Source organism: Paenibacillus amylolyticus (genome assembly GCF_003719335.1).
Lineage (GTDB): Bacteria > Bacillota > Bacilli > Paenibacillales > Paenibacillaceae > Paenibacillus > Paenibacillus amylolyticus_D.
On the sequence record NZ_RIAS01000003.1, the window covers coordinates 421,253 to 435,463 of the forward strand.

Here is a 14,211-nt window from a genome sequence, read left to right on the forward strand (position 1 = left end):
TTCATCAGAACATAGCAGGCATATCCCAAGAGAGTATGAGATCAAGCATTCCAATTGGTTACGTAAAATGCTTCATGCTTATTGGGTCATTGTTATCGTACATTTCTTTATTCAGATTGGTTGTTATCTTTTCTTGCAATATAATCGCGCCCCCCTGGATTTCATCGTAAACGTTTTGTTTTGGCCCACAATTCTAGCTGTCTTTTGTATTTTGCTCACCAGTTATATGGATCGAAAATTTCCTTCCTGTTCGTTCATCACAATGTCCATAACCAGTACAGCGATTGCCTGGACCATTATTCATGTCAATTACGACATTCGAATTATGCCAGCCATATGTCTTTTACCGATCTTTGCCTCTGTGCTGTTTTTTGACAGCAAACGCGTTTGGTTTATTTTTTCATTGCAAATGGCAGGATATGGTCTCCTATTAATCGACCCGGCTTATCGTGCGTATCTTAGCTCCTTTGACATGGTTTCCATTCCGGCATTTCTAATTCTGGCCACCTATGTCGCACAAATCATTGTGACTACCGGCATCGAGGTACTGGACGATTTGCAGACAAGCGTGAACGCCAAGAAAGACCTTATCGTCAGAAATGCCATTATTGCCAAACAGTCTAAGACAGACGGGTTAACCAATCTGTATAATCAGAGCTCGTTTAAGGATTATTATGAGAAGGCATTTGAGTATGCCAATCGCGGGATGAGTCTGCATTTAGCGCTGATCGATATTGATGATTTTAAAGTGATCAATGATACTTATGGTCACCGTGTGGGCGACATTATTTTGGAAAAGGTATCCTTGATCATTCAGGAGAGCATCACAGCTAGTGACATTGCTGCGCGGTATGGCGGGGAAGAATTCGCTTTGTTACTATTCGAACAATCCTTCGAACAGGCGTATGAGCTGGTGGAACTTATCCGGCAAAAAATTTCACTAATGGGCCATCTGGAACTTGGGGGCGCTTCCATTACCGTAAGCATCGGCCTCAAAGCATATAACCTTGATTCGAGTAAAGATACGTTGTTTGAAGAAGTGGATGCTTGCCTGTATGCTGCCAAACGTACCGGTAAAAACAAAACCGTAACTTCACTCGTTCTAGCATGATAATTGAGGCGACAGTAATTAAAAAAGTTGTGTGGTACACCACCGTCAACCGGACCACCACACAACTTTTTTTGTTTTCATATGAATCTGCCTGTTCGAACCGTGTTTCTTTCTTTATTCCGCTACCCACTCCCAGCGATGGCGATATTGTTCCAGCCTTGGATGGACCTCTTCAGGCTGACCGTCAATAATGAGGCGAAGTTCCTTGATCCAATCCATAAAGGAGTCAAAGGTTGCCCATTGATTGGCCATCTCCAAAGTCATATATAGAAAAAGAGGAGACGGGTATTCAGCTTGAATATGTCGCAGAGCTGTATCAATCGGCGTGTACTTTTTTCGTTTCCCCTCTAGTCCCTCTACCCGGATTGGTGCAGACGCGTGATCACGGCGCCATTCGTGAAGACGATCCTCTCTCTTGTAAAAGGATTGGACCGCGTCCCGGCTCATTCGTTTTACCGTGCTTTCATGTAATGGGTAGAGCACTAGCTGCTTGAAAGCTCTTGCATTCATAATCGCAGCTGCACGCTCAAGCTGTTCGTCCGTTACGTTTTCGAACGAGTCGTAGAAGATCAATGTACCCTTGCGACTAGGCTCAGCAGGCTCATAGCCAAAGGGTACGTTTGCATATTTTCCAGACAAGCGCCCCACCTCCTTTCTCAGTTACATCGCTGTCCATCCACACCTGCCTGAATCCTCAAGTGACTTTAAACTTCATAGTACTATTATATCCTAGCCTTCGCTATCCGACTCCGAATAAAATGTAACTCTGTTCTTGCCTGCACGCTTGGACCTGTAGAGTGCTTCATCTGCCATTCGAATAATTTCACTCGGATTGTTACTATTCGTCGGGTACTCCGCTCCTCCAATGCTGCATCCAATATGAACTCGCTCATACTCAATAATAAATGGTTTGTTCAAACTTTGAATAATATCTTGCGCATAATGGACCGCTTCCTGCCGTGGATTATCCGAAGCTGAGCGAATCACAATCAGGAATTCATCGCCCCCAAGGCGAACCGTTATACCGTCCTCATGACTTAGTGCTGTAAGGCGCTGAGCAACCTTTTGCAACAAAACATCACCCGTTTGATGCCCAAGCGAATCGTTAACACTTTTAAACCCGTCCAAATCCAGATATAGAAACGTCAACGTATGATCCTCGCTCTCCATTTCCAGCGTTTCTTCAAGATACGTTTCCAGGGCCGTACGGTTCTTCAATCCGGTCAGCTGATCATAATGTGCAAGATTCTGCATCACGACCAGTTCAGAGTCTTTATTCATGATTGATGATACCATATTGCGCAGTGAACGTGACAATGCTTCAATCTCCTTCAACCCTTTGGTCTCCGGGATATCAATATTCTCTCCTGCGCTGAGTCGATCTGCAACACGGGTTAATCGAACCAGAGGAGCCGAGATTAGTCTGGAAAGAAGCCAGCCAATCGGCGCAAACAATAGCATCACAACGATGCCAGCATAGATGTTAAACCACTTCAGATCAACAACGGATGAAAAAGCTGCCGTTTTCCCCTGACGAATGATAATGGTCCAGCCAAGTCCCGGATAATCTTTATATCCTTGACTATAAGCTAGGCCGGTAACATATTCCTTGCCATCTGGCCATTTTTGAGTAGACCATATACTTTTGCTGTTCCGTTTTTCTCCAATTCCCTCTAAGGCAAGTGGTTTACCTACCCACTCTTTGGGACCAAGAAGCACGGTGTGCTCTTTTTTGCTCACAATAAAAAATTCAATATCCTTCTCTTCACGTTGTAACGGAATGAGCACGGAAGCCTCGACTTCTTTCGCCCACGCCCAACTGAGATGTGCTGCTAGTACACCACGAATCTGCCCTTGACTATCTTTAAGCGGGAGGCTGATATCTACAAATTGTAATGGCTCTCCTGATGGATTAGGCAACAGTTTGGCCAGAAGCAACGCATTATGTACATCCCCAATAAATTTCCCCTTGATTCCTTCCTGATACACCGGCCGCTCCGATAAATCTTCCCCTAAAAGAATGCCGTCTGTCGCTGCTAACACTTTTCCCTTCGGGTCCATGAATCCAACCCATGAGAATGAGGGAAAACTATTTTGCAGTTGATCCAGAAGCATTTGGATATCCACTGGATTAAATCGATCGTTCATAGAAGCCATATTGCCTAGAAGATCCATTTCACCAGAACGAGAGTACATGAAACGATCCAGCTTGTCCGCTGTCTGTAAAGCCGTACCTTCTAAAGAGTGACCAATTTCGGTCTCCACCGCATCAAATGATCTTTGGCTGAAAACATATCCGATGGTTAAGATAACAAACAGAGATAATCCGGCAAAAATGACGGTGAGCACCGTTCTAAGTTTAAATGACATAATTCCTCCTGCACATCCGGTGAACCGCTCTTACAATCCCACCCATCCACAGCGCTATGCTGCAAAAAAATGATAAGAAATAGCTCTCACTTATTTTGAACTATATCGGTATTTTTCATTGTTTTTTTTATATATGTACCCATACAAAATTTACCCAAAACCGACCGAGTTTCTTCTATTCAAAGAATAGTCACGATTCTGTATATACAAACTTGGGTTATGAATAAAGAGAGCAAGCATATCCTTAGAGGATTGCGCCTGTATGTCAGAGAGAGAATAACGAGAAAAACATTGGGGGTGTAATTATTTGAGCCTGCTTCACATTGCTGTTATTTTGCCTTTTGCAGCTGGCATCCTACTCGCATTGATGCACAGACTTTTCAGTAAAATTCATCTGGGATGGCTGGTACTCGTCGTACCGGCATCGTTATTTGTTTATTTTGCAAGCCAGATTACTGCCGTGTCCCAGCGTCACCCGGTATCCGGACAGATTCCCTGGATTCCGTCCCTGGACATCGGATTTAATCTATATTTGGACGGACTGAGTCTACTGTTAACGTTGCTGATCAGCGGGATAGGCGTGCTTGTCGTCTTTTATTCCATCTTTTATATGAGCAAAACAGAAGCGTTAAACCGTTTCTATCTCTACTTGTTAATGTTTATGGGCGCTATGCTTGGCGTCGTATTATCAGATAATATGATCGTGCTTTATGGGTTTTGGGAACTCACCAGCATTACGTCATTTCTGTTAATCGCCTTTCACTACAAGCGTAAAGCTTCCACATCCGGTGCACAAAAATCGTTCCTGATTACGGTTTTTGGCGGATTCGCCATGCTTGCCGGATTCATGTTGATGTACCTGATGACAGGTACATTCAGTATCCGTGCTACCATTACCGAGTGGGGGCATATTCAGGACAGCAATCTGTTCTTGCCGGCTCTCGTTCTTATTCTAATTGGAGCGTTCACCAAATCGGCACAATTCCCGTTTCACATCTGGCTGCCTGATGCAATGGAAGCTCCCACTCCAGTCAGTGCATATCTGCACTCCGCCACCATGGTCAAAGCCGGGCTGTATGTTGTTGCCCGCTTCACACCCATCTTCGGTGGACAGGGACTCTGGTTCTGGCTTGTAACTGGCGTCGGACTGCTCACACTGGGTTACGGATCATTTTTAGCAGTGAAGAAAAACGATCTCAAGGCCATTCTTGCGTATTCCACCATTTCACAACTTGGTCTGATTATGTCCCTCTTCGGGATCGGATCTGCTGCTCTCTATTTCGGATATGGTGAATCCTCTGCCATGTACACCGTAGCAATCACTGCTGCACTGCTCCATTTATTCAACCACGGTACCTTTAAAGCTGCTTTATTTATGGTCGCCGGCATTGTAGATCATGAGACAGGTACACGAGATATTCGCAAGCTTGGCGGGCTGGCAGCATTCATGCCCATCACATTCAGCCTGGCGCTAATCGGTTCACTAGCCATGGCAGGCATCCCGCCCTTTAACGGATTCCTCAGTAAGGAATTGTTCTTTCAAGCGATGGTACAGATTACAGATCTCCGTATTTTTGGAATGGGCTCCTGGAGTATTTTACTACCTGTCATCGCGTGGCTTGCCAGCGTTTTCACACTGATCTATGCCCTGATTTTTGTGTTCAAAACATTCCTCGGTCGTAGCCGAAGTGAGCTGCCTGCCGAGAAATTACATGAAGCGCCTATCGGCCTGCTCATCCCACCGCTCCTTCTGGGCGCGCTGGTCATCGGTTTTGGACTCTTTCCGGATCTACTCTCCGGTTCATTGATCGAACCAGCAATGGCTGCCGTTCTTCCTTCCCTTCTGAATGGGAATGAACGCTTTGATGTACATTTCTCCCTATGGCATGGCTGGACTCCCGAATTGTTCATGACCATCGCTGTTATTGTGCTAGGGGTCATGCTATACAAGTTACTGCCACGATGGAGGAATATTTATGAGCATTATCCACAGGGATTAACGATTAACAATATGTACCATGTTGTTCTTGACAATGTACAGCACTATGCACGGAAGTGGACAGAAGCCTACATGAACGGCTCCGTCCGCAATTATCTGGTTTATATTTTCTCATTTACCGTTGCGCTGCTCGTTTACGCCTTCTTCCGTTCTGGTGAAAATATTACCTGGAATGTGCAGGATAATGCACCCTACTCATTCTACGAAGTCGTGTTACTGGTTACGCTGATTGCAGCTGCCATTTCCATTCCTTTTGCCAAAAACCGATTATCTGCTGTCATTATGACCGGCGCTGTCGGCTACCTGGTTACACTGCTGTTTGTCCTGTTTCGGGCACCCGACCTTGCGCTGACGCAGATGATTGTGGAGACGGTCTCCGTCGCATTGTTCCTGCTCTGCTTCTACCATCTACCCGAGTTACAACGCGGCAAGTCCAGCTCCCGCTATCTCACAGTGAATGCAATTGTTGCTGTTTCCGTTGGCGTTGTGATGACATTCGTAGCACTCGCTGCAAGCGGCACAGTATCTTTGGACAGCATCTCGGCTTTCTTTCTTCAGGAAGCCTACAGTTCCGCGGGTGGTAAAAATGTCGTAAACGTATTGCTAGTGGATTTCCGAGGTTATGATACGTTACTTGAGATTATGGTTCTTGGGGTAGCCTCATTGTCGATCTATTCCATGATCAACCTGAATCTCGAAGCGAAGGATCTCGGAGCCAGATTGAAATTTCGTAAAAATGAGGAGAAGAAGGACGAAGAACCCGAACTCGACGATGAAGCGGACAACACCAAAAAATACGGAAACCGCGAACGCAGTACATTGTCCTGGGACACGGTTCCTTTGCAAAGTAATGATGTTTTGTTGCAAACCACCACGAAAGTGGTTGTGTTTATCATTTTAACCTTCTCCATGCATCTGTTCTTTGCTGGTCATCATAATCCTGGCGGTGGTTTCATCGGTGGACTCGTCACAGCAGCAGCCCTGGTACTTATCGCTCTGGCTTTCAGCACGGATACGATACGCAAAGCGCTGCCCATCGATTTTCGGAGTTTGACAGCCATAGGCTTAGGCATAGCTTTGCTTACTGGTGCAGGTTCATTCCTCTTCGGTGTTCCATTTCTCAGCCAGACGTTCGGATATTTCGAACTGCCTCTGCTGGGCGAAACAGAGCTTGCTACAGCCATGCTGTTTGATCTAGGCGTGTACCTCGCTGTGCTCGGCGTCACCATGACTATCATTTTACAGATCGGGGAGGATCGTTGATATGGAAATTTTGATGTGTGTGGCCGTAGGCATTTTGTTTGCGGTTGCCGTCTTTCTAATCTTGTCACGGAGCCTGCTCCGTATCGTACTAGGCATGTCCATTCTCACACATGGAGTGCACCTGTTGTTAATTACGATGTCACGTCTCAAGACGGGCGCTCCTCCACTACTGGGAGAGATGGCGGAGAAATACGTCGACCCGCTCCCTCAAGCGTTGATATTAACGTCAATTGTCATCAATTTTGGTCTGACAGCCTTCTTTTTTGTCCTTTCCTACCGTTCTTATCTGAAGCTGAGAACGGATGATATGGAAGAAGTAAGGGGGCGTCCATATGAATAATCTTGTGGTTCTGCCCATCCTGCTTCCACTAATCACGGGCGTGATCACCCTGTTGTTCTTCCGTAAAGTCAATATACAACGTTCCTTTAGCGTGATTGGTCTGTTAGCCACAGCAATGGTTTCAACCATACTCATCACACGTGTTGCGCAATCCGGTGTTTTGACACTTAATATGGGTGGCTGGAAAGCACCTTATGGAATCGTACTTGTTGCCGATATGGTTGCAGCGCTGCTGGTAGTAGCCGCTTCCATCATTGCACTGGCTTGCCTGCTCTATGCTTTTCGAAGCATCAACAAGGAGCGGGAGCAACATCACTTCTATCCGTTCTTTCATTTTTTGATTGCCGGCGTGAACGCATCGTTTCTAACCGGGGATCTGTTCAATTTGTTTGTCAGCTTTGAATTGATGCTGATCTCTTCTTACGCTCTGATTGTACTCGGAGGCACGGAAAGACAGCTGCGTGAAACCATTAAATATGTACTGATCAATATCGTGTCTTCCGCCTTATTCGTTGCCTCCATCGGCTTTCTGTATTCCATTACAGGTACGCTGAATATGGCCGACTTGTCGGTACGCATTGCTGAAGTAGGACAGAGCGGAGTAGTCACACTGATTGCAGTTCTTTTCCTAATCGTATTCAGCATCAAGGCAGGCTTGTTCCTGTTTTTCTGGTTATCCGGGTCTTATGCGGCTCCGCCCGCCGTCGTTACGGCGTTATTCGCTGGTTTGCTCACCAAGGTAGGCCTGTATGCCATTGTGCGGACATTTACGTTGATCTTCTATCATGATCCAGACTTCTTTAATGCTCTGATCGGCTGGATGGCGGGTGCCACGATGATTCTGGGTGTGATTGGAGCGATCTCGTATCGTGATGTGAACAAAATTTTGATCTATAATGTCGTCGCTGGCGTAGGTTTCGTAGCATTTGGTATGGCTGCGGCCAGCCGTAGTGCTCTGGAAGGATTACTGTTCTATATGCTGCATGACATGTTGATCAAAACACTGCTTTTCCTGCTCGGCGGTGCTCTCATTGCTGTTGCGGGAACTTCAAGGCTCGATAACATGGGCGGACTAATTCAACGTTATCCCGTGCTGGGATGGATGTTCTTCATCAGTGCGCTTGCGCTTGCGGGCCTGCCTCCGTTCAGTGGATTCCCGGGAAAATTGATGCTTTTTGAGGGCGGCTTCGAAGCCGGATTATACGGTTTAACTGGCGTTGCAGTTCTCTCTAGTCTACTCATGCTGTATTCGGTACTACGCATTTTCATTCAGGCGTTCTGGGGTGAGCCTCCTGCAGGCATGGCAAGACGTCCTTATGCGGTGAACGGACTGCTGATCCCTGCCGGAATTCTGTTTGCTTTTATCATCGTCATGGGCCTCGGGGCTGAAGGTATGTTCCAACTCACGTCCCGCGCAGGTGATATTCTGCTACATCCCAACATTTATATTGATGCCGTATTGAAGGAGTAGATGTCTATGGCCTTTCAAATTGTACTCAATCTGATCATTGCCTTTGTCTGGATGTTTTTGAATAACGCCTGGAATGGTGTTGGTTTTCTCGTTGGATTTATGCTTGGATTGCTCCTCATCGGAGGCATGCGACGTTTCTTCCCGCAGCGCTTCTACATCGTTCGAGTCTGGGCTATCTTCAAATTGATTGGATTGCTGTTCAAAGAACTCGTTCGAGCAAGCATCGAGGTCATTCGAGAGATTATCAAACCGCGGCTTGACATTCGTCCAGGTATTTTCACCTATCGCACACAGTTATCTTCGGATTGGGAAGTGACGCTGCTGTGTCTGCTGATCTCATTGACGCCAGGTTCACTGCCACTTGAAATCTCGGGCAATCAGCGTAAGCTGTTCATCCATGCACTGGATATCAAAGATGAAGAGAAACTGCGAAACGATATTCAGAATACGTTTGAAAAAGCAATCATGGAGGTGACACGTTAATGTTATCCTCACTACTGTTTATCTCACTGCTCATTCTATCTCTAGCGATTCTGGCCTGTTTGTATCGTGTTCTTCGCGGTCCGTCCATGGCTGACCGGATTACAGCTCTTGATACGATCGGTATCAATGTCATTGCAATTGTGGCTGTACTATCGATGATGTTGCAGACGCAGGCTTATCTGGACATCATTTTGCTGATCGGCATTCTGGCTTTTCTAAGCACAGTCGCATTTGCGCGTTATATTGAACGAGGGGCGGTGTTTAAAAATGAAGGAGATCGTTAGTAGCACCGCTGAAACGGGAATTGGGCTGCTGGTGCTGCTTGGGGCCCTCCTTAGTGCACTCAGTGCCTTCGGACTCCTTCGTCTCCCTGATGTATATTTGAGAGCCCATGCTGCCACCAAAAGCATGACACTCGGCGTGTTTTGTGTGCTCAGCGGTGCATTTTTCTTCTTTTGGTACTTTGACAACTACATCAGTGCTCGCCTGCTGCTCGGTATTGTGTTTGTTTTCATCACTGCGCCTGTTGCGGGACACCTGAACGGCCGCGCTGCCTACCGGACCGACGTGCCTCTCTGGGAGCAAAGTGTACAAGACGAACTTGAACCGTTGTTAAAAGGGAAAAAGATGAATCACGAAGCAAAAGATATGATGGAGTAGTTTATATAAATTTAATGAATAGTTTACACGGAACACTCCAATGACAGAATAACCTTCCGATCGCTGTTATCCCCGGATTTTTTTGACTCCCTTTTCCAAATGGAAAAATCCGGTGATAAAGGCGAACGCTTTGCGCTTCTTCAGGTTTTTTCTGTCCTCTCCGTTAATGTGTAAAAGTAATTTAACTTATACATTGGCGAAAATAAGTAAAAAATCCCCCGGAGATATCGCTCGTAAGCGGCTTTCCTCCGGGGGATTTCTTATATAACCTAAATATCGTTTGTATACTTCGATACAGATAGAACTTACCCACCAAACTACTTTCTTATCAGAAACCGTTTAAACCTTGGCGTTTTAGATCCGCAGCCACGATTCGAGCAAGTTGCGATGCTCCTTGCCGGTTCGGATGCAAACTATCACCATTCATGTATAGAGCAAGCGTAGCTGCTGGCCCAATGGAAGTGAAGTATGCCGAGCTGAGCTTGTTCAGATCTACGAGTGTTACTCCCTCTTCCTGTGCCAGTGCACGCGTAGACGCGTTATACCAACGGTTCTCCGCCTGATGCACATTGGACGAATTAAAGTCTGTTGCCCGCCCTTGAGGTGTCGAGAGAATAACAGTTGCCCCTTTGTTTTTCGCCAGACGAACCATATCCCGCATGATCTCTTTGAACTGAGCCTCAGTTGTATTGTTCTTGGCGTTCGTATCATTAATTCCGAGCTGCAGAATAAAATAGTCACCCGGTTTGATATACTTCAGAATTGCTTCCATCTGACCATCATCACGGAATCCTCTGGCAATCTGCCCACTCGTGGCCATGTTACGTACCTGGAAAGTGGTGTTGTTTACATAAGAGGGAAGCAACTGCCCCCAGCCACCCTGTACGCTGCTAGCAAGCGGATAATAGTTGCACACCGTTGAATCTCCACCAATATAGATCGTACGATTCGTGACAGGCTGGTTGGACAGTTTGCGAATTTCAAGGGCACTTAGCGTAAAAGCAGTACCTGCTTTGCCTTCCGTTACCAGCAGATTCAGCTGTCCGTCTGTCACTGGAATCTGGAATTGATCCGTTGCGCCGTTGCCCGTCATATTCATGATCTGATATACCCCTTCGGCTGCCACACTAGCTCTGGCCGTGTTACCCAGCGTCACTTTGACCTCATATAGACCATTCGGCAGGTCAACATTGAAGGTATTATCACTTTTTGTACCAAATTTCAGAAATTGAACGGCATCACTTGCAACACCACTACCAGATGCGGAAACATTTTTCATATTCGCCGGTGTGTTGAATCCATAACCCCTTGCAGCTGTATAAGCCGTCGAGGCAGACACTCCAGTATATCCGTTCGTTACTGCTCCTGCACCGAAATCGAATTTGTAATGATCCGATGCAGCCTCGGCCACCTCAACTCTGTCAGTCCCTAACCCAACCGCGATCATACTTGTAGCAAGTACAGTACATAACATCATTCGTAAAGAAGTTGACCATTTCATCATATAATCCATGCTCCTCTCGAATTAAAATGATACCGTTTGTACCCATCCGAATGCAGATCATGATGAAATTTTACAATGACAATTACAATACCTGTTCAAGCCAATCATAAGCTTTTGCACCACTAATCTCATGTCCACCGTCAAAATAATCTGCATCCAGTGCTTGTTCTGCTCCAGCATGCTTGTAAATCATTTTCAAACGTTCGTGAGCCTCCCGTGCCGAATGAAGCGGAAATACAAGATCTTCACTTCCGATCTCCAGAAATAGAGGCCGCGGAGCAATCAGACCGATGATATCCGGTAGCTCTGCTTCCTGCAGAATACCCGGAATGTAGTTGTCAAGGCAATGATTGCGGTCCAGAATGCTGCCATGAAACGTACTTGCGTAACCACTAACCACGACCGCTTTGCATCGTTCATCCATTGCGGCTGTAAAGGCTGTAACCAGCCCCCCGCCGGAAATGCCCATGCTTCCGATCCGCTCTGAATCAACTTCAGGTCGGGTGGATAAATAATCCAACACACGCGTTGTTTCATAAACCCGATGTCCTGCAAGTGTCTGGCCTACCATAAGCAGATGTGCAGCGATTTTCGTACAGGAACTTGCGCCCGGCGGTGCCTCTCGATCCTCATCCAGTCTTCTGTCCCCAAACCCAAGCAGTTCTGGAGCAGCCACAACGTACCCACGCTTCACAAGCGCAACAGCAAAATCTTTGTGTAATCCAGGCTCCCCTGCCCGCGGCGAACCATCCGGTTCCATTCCGCAGATCTCCCGGCTCCCGTAGCCGTGTCCATGACAAGCAACAATAGCTGGCCTCTTCACATCGGTAGCGCTTACATCTTCGGGGGTTAAAAGATAAATTGGCATCCGTAACCCCGTGTAGGTTGTGATCTCAATCCGTTCCCGGATGTAACCATCACATGATGTACGTTCCAGCACAACGGGTTGTAGTTCGGCAGCTTCCGCCGGAAATCCGCCAAGTCGCTCCTGAACTCTGTCTCGCAATTGCCTAGACCATGCTGTAAAATCCTGATCTGCATCGTAAACGGAGTGCCCGCGAAGACTGGTTTGTTGGTACAAGTAGTTATCAATATCCTGCATGAGCTTTGTGTCCCTCCTGCTTGTCGTGGGTTACATTCCAATGGTTGACTTGTTTTCTCATATTCTTATCCATTATAGAACTAAAAGTAAAAATAAGGAATCTCTTATGCATATAAAAAAATGAATTCCCATTTTTGATCAGATGAGAATTCATTTTATTAAACTCAAAAAATAACATTAATCATCGTCTAGACGATTTTTTCAACCTTAAATAACCTCATCAGAAACTGTGACACGAACGCTGCCACGATACAGATCATTCCACTGTATGCAACATAACGAAAATCCAGAAAGCTGAAATCCATCCGAAGATAGTTAACCGCTGGAAATGCTGCGACAATACCCACCAGAATGAATATTCTGAAAATTTTCAGCACGGCTTCACTTCCATTTGTTGCCCAAACAATAGCATTGGCCATATACAAAAAAGCAGCTATACACAAAATAATGGTCAGACCCGAAGAGAAAAGACTCGTCGTCCACACCGATCTAAACCCAAGCAGAGTAAAGATAAACCAGATTAGAACACCATTAATGATAGCCATAGCTACAACACGGATTAGAGCAAATAACCATACTGCCAGCATGATTTTACCGGGTTTTGAAACCACCGCAAGCAGGAAACTCAAGTTCTTTTCAGCTTTCTCTTTTGTGAAAAACTGGAGAACGTGAGGAATACCGACATACAATGCAAATACCAATGCAGAAGACAGGAGACCAACAGCAATCAATGAATTGGTAAACATGACACGATGTTCCCGGGTCTCATTCAACTTGTGCAACAGTGGAACAAGACCATCGATCGTCAAACCCAGACTTGCTTCCAACTCCCCCAGTTGACCGATCGTAAACACAAAAAAAATTCCAAACATCAATACTTGCATGGTCAAAGACCTTTTCCAATTGAGGGTTTGTACATCTTTTCTTAATAACGGCAGCAAGTACAGCCTCTCCCTTCCCCAAAAAGATTACTTTAACGTTAGTTTTGTACAGCTGCTTGTTTGGTTGTTCTGTAGAAGTCCTCTAATGAGCTTTTTTCCTTAAAAAATTCCTGAATTTCTATGCCATGCTGCATTAAAACTTGCAACGGCTGTTTAATAACCTCCGATTCAACCATGAATGTCACAGACTGCTCAGTATGATTCACCACCGTAATTCCTTCAATACCCTGAAGAATACTCACCACCAATTGTGAGTTGTCACAGGTAACAATGTAACGTTCGCTGATTCCAGTGATAGTCTGAAGTGCTTGATCTGCTACAATTCGGCCTTGGTGTATCATAATAACCTGATCTGCGATCTTCTCTAAATCAAACAAATCATGAGAACTGATGAGAATCGAAGTGCCCCGATCGGAACAGATTTCGCTGAGTTTGTCTCTTAAAAAAATTTTGGAGTCTGGATCAAGGCCGTTAAAGGGCTCGTCTAGAATAAGCAACTCAGGCTCGTGTACTAATTCACGTATAATCATAAGTTTTTGTTTCATACCTTTGGAAAAACGTCCGACCTTTAAAGAAGTCTTTAATTCGAAATGTTGTACAAGTCTGTTGTAGCGTTCTGCAATTTTATCTTTTTCCATTCCGCGCAGGCTCGCAAAAAAAAGGACGTTCTCCCAGGCCGACATTTCACTATACAGCCCTCCCTCGTCAAACACGATACCAAATCGGTTCCTGTTCTTCTGACTCATGTTATACGCCGGCTCGCCAAAAATGGAACATCCCCCTGTTGTAGGAGGGTAAAGTCCTGTAATGCAGCGAATCGTTGACGTTTTGCCCGCTCCGTTCTCCCCGATCAAAGCGCAGATTTGCCCGGAGTGCGTAGTGATGTCAATATTTTTGAGCACATGGCTTCCCTGTAGGTTCAGATTTAATCCACGTGTTTCAATAATCTGAGATCCCATAATTTCCC

General features: G+C 45.8%; 13 protein-coding genes. 7 read left to right on the top strand and 6 right to left on the bottom strand.

Going from position 1 to position 14,211, the window contains the following annotated elements; translation table 11 throughout:
- The first annotated feature begins 262 nt into the window (after positions 1-262).
- Positions 263-1,111, top strand: coding sequence for a GGDEF domain-containing protein (locus EC604_RS08540; protein WP_345789261.1), 849 nt, complete (start codon positions 263-265; stop codon positions 1,109-1,111).
- 114 nt (positions 1,112-1,225) lie between these two features.
- Here EC604_RS08540 and EC604_RS08545 read toward each other — a convergent pair whose 3' ends face one another.
- A complete protein-coding gene (locus EC604_RS08545; protein ID WP_123063744.1) occupies positions 1,226-1,750 on the bottom strand; it encodes a hypothetical protein in 525 nt (174 codons plus the stop codon).
- A 90-nt stretch (positions 1,751-1,840) separates the two neighbouring features.
- Positions 1,841-3,481, bottom strand: a complete 1,641-nt coding sequence (locus tag EC604_RS08550) for a diguanylate cyclase domain-containing protein (RefSeq protein ID WP_123063745.1) — start codon at positions 3,479-3,481, stop codon at positions 1,841-1,843.
- 307 nt (positions 3,482-3,788) lie between these two features.
- On the opposite strand from EC604_RS08550, the gene EC604_RS08555 reads away from it, so the two are divergent.
- From EC604_RS08555 to mnhG, 6 genes are read left to right on the top strand one after another with little or no spacing between them, the layout of a single operon-like run.
- The gene (locus EC604_RS08555) at positions 3,789-6,743 is read left to right on the top strand and encodes a Na+/H+ antiporter subunit A (RefSeq protein ID WP_123063746.1); all 2,955 of its coding nucleotides are present in this window, start codon (positions 3,789-3,791) and stop codon (positions 6,741-6,743) included.
- 1 nt (position 6,744) lies between these two features.
- Positions 6,745-7,083 carry a Na(+)/H(+) antiporter subunit C gene (locus tag EC604_RS08560; RefSeq protein ID WP_090920602.1) on the top strand — a complete coding sequence of 113 codons (339 nt, stop codon included), beginning with the start codon at positions 6,745-6,747 and terminating at the stop codon, positions 7,081-7,083.
- Complete coding sequence (locus EC604_RS08565; protein ID WP_123063747.1) at positions 7,076-8,554, top strand: Na+/H+ antiporter subunit D; 1,479 nt, start codon at positions 7,076-7,078, stop codon at positions 8,552-8,554. The genes EC604_RS08560 and EC604_RS08565 overlap by 8 nt, the downstream gene beginning before the upstream one ends.
- 6 nt (positions 8,555-8,560) lie before the next feature.
- Positions 8,561-9,037, top strand: coding sequence for a Na+/H+ antiporter subunit E (locus EC604_RS08570; RefSeq protein ID WP_123063748.1), 477 nt, complete (start codon positions 8,561-8,563; stop codon positions 9,035-9,037).
- Positions 9,037-9,321: a Na(+)/H(+) antiporter subunit F1 gene (locus tag EC604_RS08575; RefSeq protein ID WP_110896037.1), complete on the top strand. Its 285-nt coding sequence runs from the start codon at positions 9,037-9,039 to the stop codon at positions 9,319-9,321. Before EC604_RS08570 ends, EC604_RS08575 begins: the two co-directional genes overlap by 1 nt.
- Entirely contained in the window at positions 9,305-9,697 is a 393-nt protein-coding gene (mnhG, locus tag EC604_RS08580) for a monovalent cation/H(+) antiporter subunit G (protein WP_123063749.1), read from the top strand. Before EC604_RS08575 ends, mnhG begins: the two co-directional genes overlap by 17 nt.
- Positions 9,698-10,025: 328 nt before the next feature.
- On the opposite strand, the gene EC604_RS08585 is transcribed toward mnhG, so the two are convergent.
- The 4 genes from EC604_RS08585 to EC604_RS08600 all read right to left on the bottom strand — a co-directional run bounded on the left by EC604_RS08585 (position 10,026) and on the right by EC604_RS08600 (position 14,203).
- Complete coding sequence (locus EC604_RS08585) at positions 10,026-11,198, bottom strand: GDSL-type esterase/lipase family protein (RefSeq protein ID WP_192895077.1); 1,173 nt, start codon at positions 11,196-11,198, stop codon at positions 10,026-10,028.
- Positions 11,199-11,283: 85 nt separating this feature from the next.
- Positions 11,284-12,303, bottom strand: a complete 1,020-nt coding sequence (locus EC604_RS08590) for an alpha/beta hydrolase family protein (RefSeq protein ID WP_123063750.1) — start codon at positions 12,301-12,303, stop codon at positions 11,284-11,286.
- Positions 12,304-12,491: 188 nt separating this feature from the next.
- Positions 12,492-13,193: a hypothetical protein gene (locus EC604_RS08595; protein WP_205127918.1), complete on the bottom strand. Its 702-nt coding sequence runs from the start codon at positions 13,191-13,193 to the stop codon at positions 12,492-12,494.
- A gap of 89 nt (positions 13,194-13,282) precedes the next feature.
- A complete protein-coding gene (locus tag EC604_RS08600; protein ID WP_123063752.1) occupies positions 13,283-14,203 on the bottom strand; it encodes an ABC transporter ATP-binding protein in 921 nt (306 codons plus the stop codon).
- Positions 14,204-14,211 lie beyond the last annotated feature (8 nt).